We start from the raw sequence: 16,308 nt of genomic DNA, 5'->3' as shown, positions 1-16,308 counted from the left end.
ACGTGACTCGTCATTTTCCTACACGAAAAGGTCCCCCATCATGACTACCCACCTGCATAGCGATCTGGACTCCCTGCTGCAAAAATTGTCCAGCGACGATGTGTTCCGCGCGCGCCTGCTGGGGGATCCGGTGGCGGCCCTGGGCAGCCTCGGCATTGCGCTGGCCCCGGGACAGATTCCATCGCAACGTTGCCTTCCGGGCAAGGATTCCATCGTGCTCGACCGCATGGCACTGATGTCCAAGCTCGACAGCGCAGCCGGCGCGATTCCCTTCTTCCTGGGCGCCAGCGCCAGCGCATAAGCGGCAGTTGGCGCCCTTCACGCCTGACTGCATGGCGTCCAGGCGTGATCGGTCGGCGCCTGTTGGTTTACTCTTCATAGCGCAGTTCCAGCGTGGTCTGCCCGGCGGCTGCGACACCGCAGCCGCACACGGCGACCACCGCATCGGACAAGGGATCGAGCCCGAACGCGCGTTCGATCGCCTTCTCGTTCACCGCCGCCGTCACAAAGGCCGGCATGCCCGCTTCGGTGGCCAGCAGATAAAACGTTTGCGACAGATGGCCGGCGTCGAGCATCAGGGCGCGGTAGGCCTTGGCGTGGTTGCGGTACTTCCAGAAATTGCGCGCCACCCGCGCCGCCATCACCACCATCACCGGGGCGTCGACGAACCAGTGCTGGTCCGCCACGAACTGGCGCGCCATCTCGCGCGCGTCGTCGGGCTCGAGCGACGCCATCGGTTCGAGCGCGTGCCTGAGCGCGTGGTAGTGGTACAGCCCGGGCGCGATGCCCGGCACGCGCCGCACCAGCACGTAGGCCTCGGTCGGATGCAGGCCGCCGGCCGAGGGACTGGTCTTTTTGAACACCAGCGCTTCCTGCGCCATCATGCTCTCGAGCTGGACGCCGAAGGTGCGCTGCAGCAGGCGCGCCAGCACCTCGGGCGGCAGCGGCGCGGCGGGATCGTAATTGCGGCCGGTGTAGCGCCGCAGCAGCTGTTCGTCCAGCGGGCCGGGCTGCGCGGCCGGCAGGGGAATGGCGTGCGCGCTGTCGCCGCGTTCGATGGCAGGCTCGGGAGGCGCGCCGTAGGACTGGACCAGTTCCTCGAAACTGGGAAAGTGCATGCCCTTGTCGACCAGCATGCCGTCCCAGCGGCTGAACATGTGGGCGGCGGCCGAGAGCGGGCGCCAGTGCTGGGCGCGCAGCACGGCGTCGCGTTCGCGCGCGGGGTTGGCGTCGCTGCCGTCGTCGAGCAGGAGGCCGAGCGCGAGCAGGCTGTCGACCATGGCGGCGCCGAGCTGGAGGTCGGCATCGGCGCGTTCGGTCCAGGCGGTCTGGGCGATGGCGCCGAGGGCGGCCACCTGGTCGCCATCGATGCTCGTTTCGCGGTCCAGGTGGGGCGCCAGCGCCACCCAGCGCAGCGAGGCGCTGAGCGCTCCCGCGCCGGAGAACAAGGCGGCCCAGTCGATGCCAAGGTCTTCGCGCGGTTCGATGAACAGCACTGCACAACGCCGTATCTTCATAAGGGTCCGCCCTTGTCTGGGCCGGGCGCCGCCCGGCTGGATGAGTGCTGGAATGCACACTGATCATAGCCTGTGGCTTGCATCGACGCACGTCATTTGCGGCTGGACGTGCTCGCAAACAACATTATGAGCGTGGTGTCGCCTTGCGGAGCGACAAACAACGTACCGGCGAACCACCGGCAACAGTTGAGCCCGTGTCCGAATGTCAGACCTGACACCGGTGTCAGGTCTGACATTCGGACACGGGCTCAGCCGTTGATACTGGGCCGACTCCGGTGACACCAGGGTGTTGGTGGCCGCGTCGGCTACACTGGCCGCTTGTCATCTTCAAGGCAACAATCATGGACCGGGCGGAAGCAAAACAATGGATCGAAAAAACCTGCGGCCGAGGCTGGCTGTATCTTGTCGATGAGATTTTCGACAAGGTGCCGCCGGGGATTGTGATCGAGGAAGTGTTTCAAAAATGGGGACACTTGCATGTCACCTACTCGCCCTACGACGAGGCGTTCGAGTCTTTCCTCTTCGATATTGAGCATCTCAGTGCCGGCCTATGTGAAATCTGCGGCAAACCCGGCGAGGAAAAAATGCACGACGGCTGGTCCATCGCACGCTGCCCGCGCCATGCCCTCCTTCCGCTGAATCGTTTCTGAGCCCGCGCCAGGCCCTTGCCAGGAAATCATTGTTACTGCGTCATCAGCTTGTCATTTCCGCCACCTAGAATTCGGCGTTTCAACTTGGAGACTGTGCAATGGCAATCAAAAGGAACTTGGCAGTGATCTGCGCGGCAACAGTCGCGCTCGGCGCATGCAACAGCAACGATCCGGTGGTCCTCAACACCCTCGACGGCAAGGCGCCGCTGGTGGTGGCGCACCGGGGCGCCGGCGGCTATCTGCCGGAGGCTACCGTCGAAGCCTACGCCATGGCCATCGAGCAAGGCGCCGACGCGATCGAGCCGGACGTGGTGTCGACCAAGGATGGCGTGCTGATCGCGCGCCACGATCCCAACCTGGTCTACAGCACCGACGTCGCTTCGCGTCCCGAGTTTGCCAGCCGCAAGCGCAAGATGAGCGTCGACGGCCTGGTCGAGGAAGGCTGGTTCGCCGGCGACTTCACCCTGGCCGAAATCAAGACCCTGGGCGGGATTGCCACCGACGCCGAACGGCCGCAGCAGTTCAACGGGCGCTACAAGATCGCGACGATCCAGGAAATCGTCGACATGATCAAGAAAAGCGGCCGCAACATCATCCTGTATCCCGAGACCAAAAACCCGACCTTCCACCGCGAAGCCGGCCTGCCGCTCGAAGACAAGCTGCTGGCCCTGCTCACCGCGGCCGGCTGGAACAGCCGCACGGCGCCGGTGCTGGTGCAATCGTTCGAGCCGGGCAGCCTGAAGTACATGCGCAGCAAGGGCTCGACCGTGCGCATGGTGCAGCTGATCGACGCCGACGATGTCGACCTGAAAACCGGCGCCCTCACCTACGCCGCCCCGTTCGACCGTCCGTACGACTGGGCCGTGGCGGGCGATAAGCGCCTGTTCAGCGCCATGGTCACGCCAGCCGGGCTGGCCGAGATCAAGACCTACGCCGATGGCATCGGCCCATGGAAGCGCTATATCGTCAGTTCCAAGGGCAGCATCGGCGCCGACGGCAAGCTGATCGACGCCAACGGCGACGGCAAGGTCAACGAGGCCGACAGCACCACCACCGCGCCGACCAGCCTGGTGGCGGACGCGCACAAGGCCGGCCTGCTGGTCCATCCTTACACCTTCCGCAACGAAAAACGCCGCCTGCCGCTCGACTACAAGGGCGATCCCAAGCTCGAATACAAGCAGTTCTACGCGCTCGGCGTCGATGGCGTGTTCTCGGACTTCGCCGATACGGCGCTGGCCGCGCGTGCCGATTACCTGAAGGACATCGGCTACTAGGCCGCCAGACCGGCACTGTGTTCTAATCGGCAACGGGAGCGGGCGGCACGTCCGCCGCCGCCTCCCGCACCTGTCCAGGACCCCGATGCCACAAACAAATCTTTAAGGCAACTAAGTGCCGTTGCGACAATGTTCTATCCCCGATGACGATGCCTTCGCCTTTGCGGCGCCAGTACGTATGAGCGTCGTGGCAAAATCAACGTCAGCCCGCCATCTCAGGCCGCACACGCCGCCGCGCCGGCCCCGGATACCGTCCGACGCTGGCGATCGGCGAGAGTTTGTTGCGCTGGCGCTACCATTTTTATAACTTTTTTGACAACCGTCATGTTATTCGCGACAGCTTCGTTTAAGATGGTCGGATTTTTACTGTCTGGAAACTTAAATGATCGTCGGCAAACGAAGCTTCCGTCTTAGCGCCATTGCGCTGGCGCTTGTGGTCTGGCTTCCCCACAGTGCGGCCAGCGCGGCCGCGCCGGCGCCCGCAGCGCCCGCGCCCAGCGCCGCCGCCCCGACGCACACCGGTATCGCGGCCGAGTTGCGCACGCTGGCGATCAGCGCGGCGGCGGTCGGCACGCGCGGTTCGCGCCCGTACGACGAACGCGACTGGCTGGCCCGCTTCTACGTCGCGCGCGCCTACGCGCCGGCGTGGCAGGACCGCGGCTACAAGCAGGCCAGCGCGGCGCTATCGCTGCTGCAAAACGCCGGCGTGCATGGCCTGTCGCCGGCCGAGTACAACGTCGACGGCCTGGCCCGCCAGCTGGCCGATCCGGTCCAGCGCACCAGCGCCCGCTTCGACGCCGGCATGACCCAAGCCATGCTGCATTATCTGGCCGACCTGCGCGTGGGCCGGGTCAAGTCCGAATACCACACCACCCTGCCCGATCCGCGCCTGACCAAAACCGACCCGGTCGAGCAGTTGCGCGCGGCGCTGCTGAGCCAGCGCCTGGACCAGGCGGTGGCCGCGTCGGAACCGCGCATTCCGCTGTACCGGCGCTCGATGGCCACCCTGGCGACTTACCGCAAGCTGGCCGAGCAGCCCTTCACCACGCTGCCGCCACTGCCCGAGGGCGTCAAGAAGCTCGAACCGGGCGCAGCGTACAGCGGCGTGGCCCTGCTGCGCGCGCGCCTGGTCCAGCTGGGCGACCTGAGCGCCACCGCAGCGGCCGAGCCGCCCGCGCAGGCCGGCATCTATACCGAGGCGCTGGCCGACGGCGTCAAGCGCTTCCAGTCGCGCCACGCGCTCAATGACGATGGCGTGATCGGGGCCGGTACCCTGGCGGCGCTGAACGTGCCACTGACGCGCCGCGTGCGCCAGCTCGAACTGGGCCTGGAGCGCCTGCGCTGGCTGCCCGACTTTCCGGACGGGCGCCTGATCGCCGTCAACCTGCCCTCGTTCCGCCTGTGGGCGCTGGAACTGGGACCGGGCGCCAAGAACCCGCTGATCGAGATGCGCGTGATCGTCGGCGCGTCCGCCAAGACGCCGACGCCGCTGTTCGTCGGCTCGATGCGCTACGTGGAATTCAATCCGTACTGGAACGTGCCGCGCAGTATCGAAAAAGGCGAAATCATTCCCAAGCTGGCGCGCGATCCGGGCTACCTGGGCAAGAACGAGATGGAATTGGTGCCGCTGGGCGGCGGTGCGCCGGTCTCGACAGTCGATGCCGACACGCTCGAAGGACTGCGCGCCGGCCAGTATCGCGTGCGCCAGCGTCCGGGGCCGCGCAACGCGCTCGGCGCGGTGAAATTCGCCATGCCCAATACCGACAACATCTACCTGCACTCGACCTCGGCGCAGGGCTTGTTCAAGCGCGGCCGGCGCGACCTGAGCCACGGTTGCATCCGCGTCGAAAACCCGCTGGGCCTGGCCAAGTTCGTGTTCGGCGACCAGCCGCAGATGACCCCGGCCGTGATCGATACGCTGATGAAGCCGGCGCCGATGAAAACGGTCAGCATCAAGAAACCGATTCCGGTGGTGCTGTTCTATTCGACGGCCGTGACCGACCGCGAAGGGCTGGCCCTGTTCCCGGAAGACGTGTACAAACGCGATCCGGGCCTGGAAAAGCTGTTAAAGGTGCGCAGCGACGCTATTGCGCTGGCGCACTGACCACGCGTTTCAGGCGCTGCCCGTGGATGCCCCACTGGCAGTCGTCGCCGTCGACGCGGCCGGTGATGACCCAGCCGGTGCCGATTTTCTGGACACCGACCTCGCCGCCAATCTCGGCGGCGAGTTTTTCGGCCCACATGCTGGCCGAACCTTTTCCCTTGAACAGTTCATTTCCTTCAAAGATGACCGTGGCATCGAACACGGGCATCGCAAATACGGTTGTCATTTTTTCTTGATCACTTCAGTTGGTTGAGAGGGACTTGCCGGGCAAGCCCGCTATCCTACCATCTCGCCTCAGCCCTCGCGTCCATCGATGCGGGCCCGCCACAGATACGGCGTGTATACCAGCAGGAACAGCAGGAACGACAGGCTCCAGCACACGCCCGAGGCCAGCAGCGCGCCAGTGCGCCACTCGAAGGGAATGAACTGCGCCAGCACGCGCAGCACGGCGCCGGCCTGGATCAGCAGGTACATGAGCGGCTCGTAGCGCCCGGTTTTCAGGATCCGGCCGGTATGGCCGAGCGTGGTGCGGGTCATCATGCCGATGATCAGCCCGGCCATCGATCCGACCGCCAGCGCATGGAAGCCGGCGCTGGCCGTACCGAAGCCGAGCGCGGCCAGCGACAGCAGTGCGAAGCCGAGCGCAATCCAGGCGTAGCCCACGTGCAAAATCCACAGCAGCGGCACGTGCAAGGTGCGCTGCGGCTGCCAGCCGGCCAGGCGCACCAGCATGGCGCAGGCGGCGGCCATCATCAGCGCGGCGCTGATCGCGCCAGGCAGCGCCAGCACGTAGGCGATGCTGGCCGCCACCGTCAGGCCCAGCGCCACGCGGTCGTAGCGCGGCCGTACCACCGGCTTGCTGCCCGGAGCGCCGTTGTTGGTGAACATGGGAATCACGCGCCCGCCGATCACCGCCTCGATGATGACGATCACCAGGATCGCGGCATGCACCGGCGTCAGGGGCGACATGGCGATCCAGCCCAGCGTCGCGGCATGGAACAGCGCGTTGGCCACTGTGAGCAAACCGAGCAGGAACACCAGGAACAGGTTGCGCTTGTTGCCCGACTGCTTGAGCACGCGGTACAGCGGCCAGGCGGCCAGCGGCAGGAACAGCAGGTCGACCGCGGCGGCGGCCAGCGGCGGCGCGGCCAGCATGGCGCCGCGTCCGGCCAGCCAGACCCCGGCCAGCGCCGCCAGGTGGGCGCCGCGCGGGGTCCACAGATTGGTCCAGGCGCGCCCGGCCGTGAACAGGAAGCCGACGATGACGGCGATCGCCATGCCGTACACCATCTCGTGCGCGTGCCAGCCGAGGCCGCCGTGTGGCCAGCTCAGCCAGCCGACGTACTGCGCCAGCCACAGCGGCACGGCAAGCGCGGCGAAGGCCGCCGTCAGGATGTAGAACGGCCGGAAGCCGAGCGCCCATACGGGGTGCTGCGCGCTCCACGGCGCATGGTGGACCGGCGCGGCCGGTTCGTCGATTGTCAGCAGGCTCATTTCAATCATCCTTTAAAGATATATTCAATATACTACTTAAAGGCGCCGCAGCCGGCAATGGCTATCGCGCGCGTTGCGAGGGCCGATCGGGCGCGGCGGCGCTTAACTGGGGCATTCTTGATGCAGATCGTGTTTTCCAAACAAATCGCACACGGTTCTGGACGATGGGCGAACGGCGCTTTAGGCTGTTCGCATCAACCCACGTCAATCATTGGAGAACGTATGCAAACCGCTTTACTGACCATTCCCGCCATGCAGAACCAGACCGTGGCACTGGCCGTCGCCCAGGCGCTGGAAGCCGTTACCGGGGTCGAGACCGTGCATCTGACCCTGGCCACCGGGCGCGCCCGGGTCGGCTTCGACGAGGCGCGCGCCTCGGCCGAGCAGCTGCGCGATGCTTTGTTCGCCGCCGGCTTTACGGTGGCCCCGCCGGCCAGCGGCGGATGCTGCGGCGGCTGCGGCGGCTAAGCCCTAGAAGTCGCTGCCCTGGTTGACCGGGTAACTGTCGCCGTCGTAACGCACAATCCGGGTAGTGCGCACAACGCCTTTCTTGCCGTCCACGCTGGTCGTACTGGTGACCAGCAGGTCGGCATAACCGTTGGTGCGGCTCGCTGCGACCGACAGGCTTCTTTCCTCATTCTCCACCGGGCGCGCGGGCGCCTCGATTTTCCCGCACGACGACTCGTCCTCACCGATGTAGGCCCAACGCGAAACCGCGAACTCGGCCATGATTTGACGGATCTTTTTACCCTCCCGCACATACAGGTAGCGGGTCGGGCCGAGGCCGCCATCGGGACAATAATGACGGTTGCGTCCGATCAGGTCGAATCCGAAGGCGCGCACGCCTGGCGCGAGCTTGTAGCGCGCCGTATCGAGGCGCAGGCTCTTGTAGCCGATTTCGGTGAGGGCGTCTTCGTCGAACACGGTCGACAAGCTGCTGACGACCTTGCCGCGCTCCTCGTCGACCAGGCCGATTAACAGCTTCTTCTGGTATTCCACCGACCGGTCGGCGGCGCCGTGCGCGGCACCGGACAACGACGCCAGGGCGGCGCCGAGGCCCAGCGCCGCCAACAGCGCGCGCGTGGTGCGTGGCGTCATGGGGGAGCTCCTATTTCATGCGGTGTTCGACGGCGAACACGGCGGCCTGCACGCGGCTGGCCAGCTTGAGTTTTTTCAGCACGTTCTGGACGTGGATCTTGACCGTGCTTTCGGCCAGGTCGAGATTGCGGGCAATCGCCTTGTTGCTCTCGCCGCGCGCCAGGCAGTCGAGGATTTCGCGTTCGCGCGGGGTCAGCTTGTCGAGCTCGGACGCCGGCGCTTCCCCGGCCGTGCCGGCCTGTAACTGCGCCACCAGCTTGCCGGTCATGGCTTCGGCCACCACGGTTTCGCCGGCGGCGGCGCGGCGGATCGCGCGCAGCAGGAACTCGGTGTCGATATTCTTGATCAGGTAACCGCTGGCGCCCGCGCGCAGGGCCGTGCCGAGGTCTTGCGACTCTTCCGACACGGTCAGCATGACGATCGCCGCGTCCGGGCAATCCTGCTGCATCAGCTGCAAGGTTTCGACGCCGGACATGCCGGGCATGTTCAGGTCCAGCAGCACCACGTCGGGCTGCAGCTGGCGCGCGCGCTTGATGCCTTCGACGCCATCGGCCGCTTCGCCGACGACGGCGAATTCGGCGTGGCGCTGCAGCAGCGAGCGGATGCCGCTGCGAAACAGGCTGTGGTCGTCGACCAGCAGCACGCGGATCGGTTGCTCGGGGGTCTCCATGGGGTTCTCCATTTAGTGATCAGGCGGCGCGCCGGTGCGCCTGCGGCAGGGTCAGGGCGATGGTGGTGCCGACCCCGGGCGTCGAGCTGACCGCCAGCGCCGCTTCGATGCGCTGGGCGCGCTCGCGCATGATGTGGATGCCGACGTGGCTGTCGCCGCGCCCCGCCAGGAGGGCCGGATCGAAGCCGGCGCCGTTGTCTTCGATACTGAGCAAAAAGTCATGACTGTCCTGCAAGCGCACCGTGACCCGGCTGGCGCCGGCGTGCTTGCGCACGTTCGACAAGGCTTCCTGCACGATGAACAGCAGTTGCAGTTGCTGCTCGCGCGGGAACGGGGCGCCGTCGACATCGGCCACCAGTTCGGCGGCGATGCCGGTCTGGCGGCGGAATTTGTCGACCGTGGTTTCCAGCGCGGCGATCAGATTGCCTTCGACCAGGCGGCTGCGGAAGTTGTGCAGCAGTTCGCGCACGTCTTCATAGCTTTCCTGCACGCCGGCGCGCAGGGCCGGGACGATCTCGGCCACATCGTTCAGTTTGCCGTCGCGCACGGACTGGTCGAGCATCTGGACTTGCAGGTTGAGGAAGTTGAGGCCCTGGGCGATGCTGTCGTGCAGTCCCTGGGCCACCAGGTTGCGTTCTTCCGAGACCGCCATCTCGCGTTCGCGCGCGCCCAGGCGCAGGTTTTCGATGGCGGTGCCGAGCAGCTGGCCCAGCGTTTCGAGCAAACCCTGCTCGCGCGCATCGAGTACGCGCGGCGTGCGGAAATGCAGGTTGAAAAACCCCAGGTGCTGCTGGTGCGCATAGATGTGGAACACCGACACGGTGGAGAAGCCTTCGCGGTGGCATTCGAGTTCGTAGCTTTTGTCGAGCTTGCGCAGGTCGTGGATCACCGTGACCTTTTTCTGGACCGCTTCGCCGCACAGGCAGTCGCCGACCTTGATGCAGTGTTCGCGTTCGACCAGTTTGGGCGACAGGCCGTGATGGACCACCATGTGCAGATTGTCGCGGCCGGCGTCGAGCACGCGCACCGAGCCGCCGTCGGCCTGGAAATAGTCGCTGATGCGCTGCAAGAAGCCTTCGCACAGCGGCTCGACCGGCTGCGGACGCTGCAGGAAGGCGGCGCTGTCGTACAGCAAGGCCAGTTCGCGGTTGTTGTGTTCCAGCGCGGCGGTCTTGGTGTGTACCAGGCTCTCCAGGTTGCCGTACAGCGCCTGCAGGCGGTCGGCCATCTGGTTGAAGCCTTGCGCCAGCTGGCCGAACTCGTCGCTGCTGTCGACCGCCAGGCGCACTTCGAAATCCTTTTCCTTCATGCGGTGCAGGCCGTCGTGCAGGCGCGTGACCGGTTCGATGATCAGGCTGAACATGAGGTAGATCAGGCTGACGGTGCCGACCATGGCCAGGGCCAGCAGGGCCAGCTGCGAGGCGCGCAGCCAGAAGGTGCGGGTTTCGCTGTCGCGCTCGATCAGCTGGACCAGCCCGTCGACGCGCTCGACAAAGCGGTCGGTGTGCGCCAGGTAGCCCTGCAGCCCGGCGCCGCCCGGCCCGGCTGCCAACGATGTGGCGTCCGGGCGCAGTTCGCGCCGCCATTCGGACGCGATGTTGGCGAACTCGCCGAGGATGGCGCGGGTCGGCGGCAGGAACAGCGGGCGCTGCGGGTCGCCCTGGTGCAGTTGCGCCAGGGTGGCGTCAATCTGGGCCATCTGGCGCGCGGCGCCGGCCTGGCGCGCGGGGCCGTCCGCGCCCGGCTGCGCCAGCAGGATCGCCAGCCGGTAGCTGCTCATGCGCAGGCTGCCGGTATCGTTGATGGCGGCGGCGCTGCCTTCGAGTTGCCAGGACAGGTACAGGGTCACGCCGATGGCGCACAGGGCCAGCGCGAGAAAGCCGAGCAGTGCGCCGACGATCTTGGCGGAGAGCTTTTGACGCGAGGGAATCAGGGTGGTGAGGGGCATGCGGTCTCCTTGCTGACGCCATGATACGCTGCCGCGTTGCTAATCGGAACTGCCGGGATGCCGCTCATCCGCCGGTTTGCGACATGAAGCGGATGATTTTACCCGGCTGCTCGCGGAATTCGTGCTTTTCGGGTTTGAGTTCGATGGCGGCGCGGATTGCCTGCTCCAGCTCGGCGTCGCTGGCGCCGCCGCGCAACAGCGGGCGCAGCTCGACCTTGTCTTCCTGTCCGAGGCACAGGTACAGGGTGCCGTCGACCGACAGGCGGACCCGGTTGCAGTCGGCGCAGAAATGCTGCGACATGGGGGTGATGAAGCCGACGCTGGTGCGTCCGTCCGGCGTGGCCAGGTAGCGCGCCGGCCCGCCGCCGAGCGTATCCGGCTGGTGAATCAGGCCGAAATGGCGGCGCAGGTGGCGTTCGACCGGACCCAGGTCGAGCCAGGTGGCGTCGCGCCCGGTGGCGCCCATGGGCATCGCTTCGATCAGGCGCAGCACGAACTGGTGCTCGATGCAAAAGGCGACCATGGCGTCGATCTGGTGCTCGTTGACGCCGCGCAGGGCCACCATATTGATCTTGATCGGTTCGAAGCCGGCCGCCTTGCCGGCCATGATGCCGTCGAGGATCATGCCGAGGCTGTCGCGCCCGGTGATCTGCTGCATGCAGGCGCGGTCGAGCGAATCGAGGCTGACGTTGATGCGCGAAACGCCCGCCGCCCGCAGGTCGGCGGCGTGGTGCGCCAGGCGGGTGGCGTTGGTCGAGAGCGACAGGTCGTCGATGCCGGGCAGGCTCGAGAGGCGCCCTGCCAGCTCGGACAAATTGCGGCGCAGCAGCGGCTCGCCGCCGGTCAGGCGCAGGCGGCGCGTGCCGAGGCGGCCGAAGGCGGCCACCAGGCGTTCGATTTCATCGAAGGTAAGCCAGTGCTGGGGCTCCTCGAAGCCCTTGAAGCCTTTGGGGATGCAATAGCTGCAGCGCAGGTCGCAGCGGTCGGTGACCGACAGGCGCAGATATTCGATCGACCGCCCATACCTGTCGCGCAACATGGCCCTGCTCCCCTGAAGATTGATGACAGTCCGATTGTAGCGGGACGGGAGCGCTTTGCCTGTGCCCATGACGGGCTAGCGCGACTAGTCATAAAGGACTAGGGGACGCGGTTTTTTGCGCCGCCGCGGGCGCATCTTGTGTAACAATTTGACAATCCGCGTGAACCGATGCGGCGCTCTGCTGTCCAACCGATGTGAACCGGGTTTAACCATGCTGACCACACTTGCCATTGCCAATTACCGCTCGCTGCGCGACCTGGTGCTTCCCTTGCAGCAGTTAAACGTGATCACCGGCGCCAACGGCAGCGGCAAGTCGAGCGTGTACCGGGCGCTGCGCCTGCTGGCCGAGACCTCGCAGGGTTCGCTGATTCCCGCGCTGGCGCGCGAGGGTGGCCTGCAGTCGACCCTGTGGGCGGGACCGGAAGATGTGTCGCGGGCGATGCTGCGAGGCCGGCATGCCGTGCAGGGCACGGGGCGCGCCCAGGCGGCCAACCTGCGCCTCGGTTTCGCCAGCGATACGAACGGTTACCTGATCGACCTGGGCGTGCCGGTCAAGACCGACAGCGCGTTCCGGCTCGACCCGGTCATCAAGCACGAATGCATCTGGAGCGGACCTTTCCTGCGGCGCGGCGCCCAGTTCGCCGAACGCGACGGGGCGATGGTGAAGATCAAGGAGGATGACGGGCAGTGGCGCGTGCTGAGCGCCGGCCTGGCCAGCTTCGACAGCATGCTGACCCAGCTGGGCGACCTGCGCGATGGCGTCGAATTGCTGCAGTTGCGCGAGAAGATGCGCTCTTGGCGCTTTTACGACCACTTCCGCACCGACGCCGACGCCCCGGCCCGGCGCGCACAGATCGGCACCCACGCGCCGGTCTTGAGCCACGACGGCCACGATCTGGCCGCCGCGATCCAGACCATCATCGAGATCGGCGATCCGGATGGGCTGGACGACGCGGTCGACGATGCGTTTCCGGGAGCGGCGCTGGAGGTGAACATCAACGATGGACGTTTTGAGCTGCACATGCGCCAGCGCGGATTGCTGCGCCCGATGCGCACCAGCGAATTATCGGATGGAACCTTACGCTACCTGCTGTGGATCGCCGCCCTGCTCACCCCGCGCCCGCCCGAACTGCTGGTGCTGAACGAACCGGAAACGAGCTTGCATCCGGACTTGCTGGCACCGCTGGGACGGCTGATCGGCCGGGCCGCGCGCCAGTCGCAGGTCATTGCGGTATCGCACGCCGGGCGCCTGATCGACGCGCTCGAAGGCCAGCGCGGCTACCAGGCGCTGCGACTTGAAAAGGTGCTCGGTGCAACCAGGGTGGAAGGCATGGGCGAGCTGGAGAAACCGGCGTGGCACTGGAATACGCGCTGACCGATCTTGCGTGCCCGAGCTCATCAGGCCGGCTTCGGCCCGTCCGTATCATAGGTGACCATGTCGATGCCGCCTTCGGTCAGCGCGGGCAGTTGCTCGGCGAAGGCCTTGAAATGCGGCAGCTGGAAATGGTCGTGCAGGTCGGCCCTGCTTTTCCACAATTCGAAGATCACAAATTTGTTCGGGGTGTGCGGGGACTGCAGGAAGTCGTAGCGGATGCAACCTGGCTCGGCGCGCGTGTGCTCGACCACGATGGCGGCGAGGTCGATCAGGGCCGGTGCAGCGTCGGGTTTGGCGATGAGTGTTAAGGAAAGAACCAGCATGTATGCTCCGTGGCGTGCGTTAAGAAGGGAGACTGCCGGACCGGCATTCGCATGCCCGCCCAGTTAAATACAAGGCAATCTTTCTCAATTATAAACGGTCTGTCCGAATGCCGTTGCCAGTGGCCAATGGCCAATGGCCACTGGCCAATTTTGGCCGATCGCTCAGGCGCTGCCATGTGGATGCGTCGCCTGCCAGGCGATGCGGGCGGTGGACAGCCCCAGACCAAGATGCAGCACGATGATCCACAACAGGCTCTGGGACAGATAGAAAGCGATTCCCAGCACCAGGGAAAGGGCGATGTTGCCCGGAATATCGCGCGGCTTGTCGTAGCCGTAAGTCAGCGCGTCGGCCAGCGACGCCAGCAGGATCGCCACAATCGCGCCGCCGACGGGCACCAGGGTGTTGATCAGAAAACCCCGATACAGCAGATCGCTGCCGATGCCGATCACAATGACGAACAGGACGTACAAGCGCGCCTCTGCAAGCGTGCGCGGCATCAGCTGGTTGCGGGACATTTTGTCGAACGCCTGCGCCACCCCGGCGTCGGTGTCGATCATGCGCATCGCCGCATGCATGCCCAGGTGCCACAGCGCGACGACAACGATGGCGGCCGCGACCAGGTAGCGCTGGTTTGCCGACAGGTCGAAGCCGATACCGACCATATCGGCGCCCTGCCCCCGCTGCCAGGCATGGGCCAGCAGCATGAGCAGCAAAACGCCCATGGTCCCGATCATCGACCAGTAGCGGGCGATGCGGCTCGGCGGCAGGGTTTTCTGTCGCATTGGGCTCCACAAGTGATAAGCGGGAACAAGCAGAAACAGGCACAGGCCGAACAGCCAATCGAGCAGCATGGGGTTTTCTCCGAAAGTGGTAAGCGGGATTCTACATTGCAAAAGCGGCAACGAGGTCGCTAGGTTAGGTATGCCACATACGCTGCGGCGCTTGTTCCGTACCATCTGGTCTGGCTGCTCCGCACTGCGAGCATGGACATGAATGACAGACCTACACGGAGAACCACATGGACTCGATTAACAAGAACCAGCCGGAAGATAATTACAAGGATCTGGGCGGCAAGGAAGCGCTCGAGAAACTGAAGGACCTGGTCGACAGCGCCGAAACCTGCTTCTTCTGCACCCGGCACGAAGGCAGCGCCAGGCCGATGAGCGTGCGCCAGGTCGATGAACAGGGCAACCTGTGGTTTCTCAGCGCCGACGACAGCCACAAGAATCAGGAGATCGCCGCCAATCCGGCGGTGAAACTGTATTTCCAGGGTTCGACCAATTCAGAATTCCTGGTGCTCGACGGAGTCGCCACGATCACGCGCGACAAGGCCAAGATCAAGGAATTGTGGAACTTTATCCTGAAAACCTGGTTCACCGAAGGCGAGGACGATCCGCGCATCACGGCGATCAAGATGACGCCGGGCCAGGGATACTACTGGGATAACAAGCACGGCAAAGCCGTGGCGGGCGTGAAAATGCTGGTCGGCGCCGTGATCGGCAAAACCCTGGACGATTCGATCGAAGGCAACATCGCGGTGTAAGGCGGCATGCCGGCGCCTTCGGCCCGGCAGTGCAGGCCAATGGCGCCATCGAGCGCGTCAGACTTTGGCGCAGGCCGGCGTTTCACCGCGATATGCCGTGACAACGCTGATCGCACCGAACAGCGGCAAGCCGATATGCAGCAAAATCAACCACCACAGACTCTGTGTGAAGTAGAACGCCAGCGTGAACAGCAATGCCGATACGATGCTGCCAAGGAGTTGGGATTTCTTTTCATAGCCATGCCCGATTCCATAGGCCAGCGCCGCCAGGATAATCGCGCCGACGGCGCCCGTAAGGGGAGTAAGCAGCATTAACAAAAAGCCGCGATACAGCAGTTCCCATCCGGTACTGACCAGGACGACCGTCGGGACGAATTCGGCCAGTTCGCGAGGGGTGCGCGGCATTTTCTCGTTTGCCTTGATCTGATCGAGCACGTCCTTGCGGCGGGCGCTGTCCAGCCGGGACGTGTACAGCTTGTTTCCCACGTAAAGCGCCACCAGCAGCAGCACGGTCATACCCAGGCCCCACATACCGGTTCTGGACACGGGCATATCGAGCCCCAGCGCCGCCGGACCGCGCCCGGCCTGCCAGCAACTGGCTACCAGCACCGCCAGCAGACCGATCATCTGTACAACGGTTTTTCGATAACCTGCCGTACGCGCCTGTACAGGTTTGCCTTTTTGATAGAAGCTGCGCCACATTTGCGTGCACGGGAGGATGATTAGAAGATAAGCGGCGAGGAGCCAGTCGAGCATGAATGCATTCCTTGGGGCACCTCGAATTACCGGTAATTTCCGCGTAATCGCCGGTCGCGATGCCGGCAGTTGCGTTTTTTGATGTCAGACCGAGCCGCTTCCCGCCCGTTTTATGGGCGCTGAACCTCGTTTTGTGCAGTCCGGACGGACTGCGGGCGTCAGAACGCCTCGACCCTGGCCTCCTTCAAGTAGACTAGGCGCCGCAAATTGTAGGCGGCGACCTTCCAATTGAGCTGCAACGTGGCGCGCGCCAATCCGATCGTGCGCAGGCCCTTGCCGCCCATCTCGGCCAGGCCGGCAAACACATGCTCGATCCTGGCGCGGGTCTTGGCGATGCGCGTATTGCGCCGCTTTTGGGTTTCCGAAATTGGCTTGTCCTTGCTTCCTTTGTAAGCGCTCCATGAACCACAGCCTTGTGGCCTAATCCCGATTTCCGCATGCTTGCCGTTTCAATTTTAAGGAGAGCAAGCATGGAAGGTGACACCGAATTCTGGACTTCACACGTCGAGGCGTGTC

At 64.9% G+C, this 16,308-nt stretch carries 18 protein-coding genes; 7 read left to right on the top strand and 11 right to left on the bottom strand.

What is annotated here, in order from left to right:
* The first annotated feature begins 40 nt into the window (after nt 1-40).
* The gene (locus F2P45_RS30435) at nt 41-301 is read left to right on the top strand and encodes an NHLP-related RiPP peptide (protein WP_166881967.1); all 261 of its coding nucleotides are present in this window, start codon (nt 41-43) and stop codon (nt 299-301) included.
* 67 nt (nt 302-368) lie between these two features.
* Here the strand turns inward: F2P45_RS30435 and F2P45_RS30430 are convergent, their stop codons facing one another.
* Entirely contained in the window at nt 369-1,517 is a 1,149-nt protein-coding gene (locus F2P45_RS30430; RefSeq protein WP_166881966.1) for a putative peptide maturation dehydrogenase, read from the bottom strand.
* A gap of 341 nt (nt 1,518-1,858) precedes the next feature.
* Here F2P45_RS30430 and F2P45_RS30425 point away from each other — a divergent pair, with 341 nt between their 5' ends.
* The 3 genes from F2P45_RS30425 (at nt 1,859) to F2P45_RS30415 (ending at nt 5,545) form a co-directional block, all read left to right on the top strand.
* Nucleotides 1,859-2,167, top strand: coding sequence for a hypothetical protein (locus tag F2P45_RS30425; protein WP_166881965.1), 309 nt, complete (start codon nt 1,859-1,861; stop codon nt 2,165-2,167).
* Between the two features lie 98 nt (nt 2,168-2,265).
* Nucleotides 2,266-3,441 (top strand): glycerophosphodiester phosphodiesterase, encoded by a 1,176-nt coding sequence (locus tag F2P45_RS30420; protein ID WP_166881964.1) that lies wholly within the window; start codon nt 2,266-2,268, stop codon nt 3,439-3,441.
* 382 nt (nt 3,442-3,823) lie between these two features.
* A complete protein-coding gene (locus tag F2P45_RS30415) occupies nt 3,824-5,545 on the top strand; it encodes a L,D-transpeptidase family protein (protein WP_166881963.1) in 1,722 nt (573 codons plus the stop codon).
* Here F2P45_RS30415 and F2P45_RS30410 read toward each other — a convergent pair.
* A complete protein-coding gene (locus F2P45_RS30410) occupies nt 5,526-5,771 on the bottom strand; it encodes a hypothetical protein (RefSeq protein ID WP_229477105.1) in 246 nt (81 codons plus the stop codon). The two genes, F2P45_RS30415 and F2P45_RS30410, sit on opposite strands and share 20 nt — an antisense overlap.
* Before the next feature lie 68 nt (nt 5,772-5,839).
* On the bottom strand, nt 5,840-7,039 hold the full coding sequence (locus F2P45_RS30405) for an NnrS family protein (RefSeq protein WP_166881962.1): 1,200 nt from the start codon (nt 7,037-7,039) through the stop codon (nt 5,840-5,842).
* A gap of 222 nt (nt 7,040-7,261) precedes the next feature.
* Here F2P45_RS30405 and F2P45_RS30400 point away from each other — a divergent pair, with 222 nt between their 5' ends.
* Nucleotides 7,262-7,507: a heavy-metal-associated domain-containing protein gene (locus F2P45_RS30400; protein ID WP_166881961.1), complete on the top strand. Its 246-nt coding sequence runs from the start codon at nt 7,262-7,264 to the stop codon at nt 7,505-7,507.
* A 3-nt stretch (nt 7,508-7,510) separates the two neighbouring features.
* On the opposite strand, the gene F2P45_RS30395 is transcribed toward F2P45_RS30400, so the two are convergent.
* The 4 genes from F2P45_RS30395 to moaA all read right to left on the bottom strand — a co-directional run bounded on the left by F2P45_RS30395 (nt 7,511) and on the right by moaA (nt 11,794).
* Nucleotides 7,511-8,137 carry a PA3715 family protein gene (locus F2P45_RS30395; protein ID WP_166881960.1) on the bottom strand — a complete coding sequence of 209 codons (627 nt, stop codon included), beginning with the start codon at nt 8,135-8,137 and terminating at the stop codon, nt 7,511-7,513.
* A gap of 10 nt (nt 8,138-8,147) precedes the next feature.
* Entirely contained in the window at nt 8,148-8,807 is a 660-nt protein-coding gene (locus F2P45_RS30390; RefSeq protein WP_166881959.1) for a response regulator, read from the bottom strand.
* A 19-nt stretch (nt 8,808-8,826) separates the two neighbouring features.
* Entirely contained in the window at nt 8,827-10,755 is a 1,929-nt protein-coding gene (locus tag F2P45_RS30385; protein ID WP_166881958.1) for a type IV pili methyl-accepting chemotaxis transducer N-terminal domain-containing protein, read from the bottom strand.
* Between the two features lie 64 nt (nt 10,756-10,819).
* Nucleotides 10,820-11,794, bottom strand: coding sequence for a GTP 3',8-cyclase MoaA (gene moaA, locus F2P45_RS30380; protein ID WP_166881957.1), 975 nt, complete (start codon nt 11,792-11,794; stop codon nt 10,820-10,822).
* A 211-nt stretch (nt 11,795-12,005) separates the two neighbouring features.
* Between moaA and F2P45_RS30375 the strand changes: the two genes are divergently transcribed.
* The gene (locus F2P45_RS30375; RefSeq protein ID WP_166881956.1) at nt 12,006-13,169 is read left to right on the top strand and encodes an AAA family ATPase; all 1,164 of its coding nucleotides are present in this window, start codon (nt 12,006-12,008) and stop codon (nt 13,167-13,169) included.
* 23 nt (nt 13,170-13,192) lie between these two features.
* Here F2P45_RS30375 and F2P45_RS30370 read toward each other — a convergent pair whose 3' ends face one another.
* Nucleotides 13,193-13,492: a putative quinol monooxygenase gene (locus tag F2P45_RS30370; protein WP_166881955.1), complete on the bottom strand. Its 300-nt coding sequence runs from the start codon at nt 13,490-13,492 to the stop codon at nt 13,193-13,195.
* A gap of 162 nt (nt 13,493-13,654) precedes the next feature.
* Entirely contained in the window at nt 13,655-14,395 is a 741-nt protein-coding gene (locus F2P45_RS30365; protein ID WP_166881954.1) for a CPBP family intramembrane glutamic endopeptidase, read from the bottom strand.
* Nucleotides 14,396-14,511: 116 nt separating this feature from the next.
* On the opposite strand from F2P45_RS30365, the gene F2P45_RS30360 reads away from it, so the two are divergent.
* On the top strand, nt 14,512-15,036 hold the full coding sequence (locus tag F2P45_RS30360) for a pyridoxamine 5'-phosphate oxidase family protein (protein WP_166881953.1): 525 nt from the start codon (nt 14,512-14,514) through the stop codon (nt 15,034-15,036).
* 57 nt (nt 15,037-15,093) lie between these two features.
* On the opposite strand, the gene F2P45_RS30355 is transcribed toward F2P45_RS30360, so the two are convergent.
* The gene (locus F2P45_RS30355; RefSeq protein WP_166881952.1) at nt 15,094-15,792 is read right to left on the bottom strand and encodes a CPBP family intramembrane glutamic endopeptidase; all 699 of its coding nucleotides are present in this window, start codon (nt 15,790-15,792) and stop codon (nt 15,094-15,096) included.
* Between the two features lie 158 nt (nt 15,793-15,950).
* Complete coding sequence (locus F2P45_RS30350; protein ID WP_370663337.1) at nt 15,951-16,217, bottom strand: transposase; 267 nt, start codon at nt 16,215-16,217, stop codon at nt 15,951-15,953.
* Between the last annotated feature and the right edge of the window lie 91 nt (nt 16,218-16,308).

Source organism: Massilia mucilaginosa, from assembly GCF_011682145.1.
Classification (GTDB): domain Bacteria; phylum Pseudomonadota; class Gammaproteobacteria; order Burkholderiales; family Burkholderiaceae_D; genus Telluria_A; species Telluria_A mucilaginosa.
This window is presented reverse-complemented; position numbering and strand designations above follow the sequence as displayed.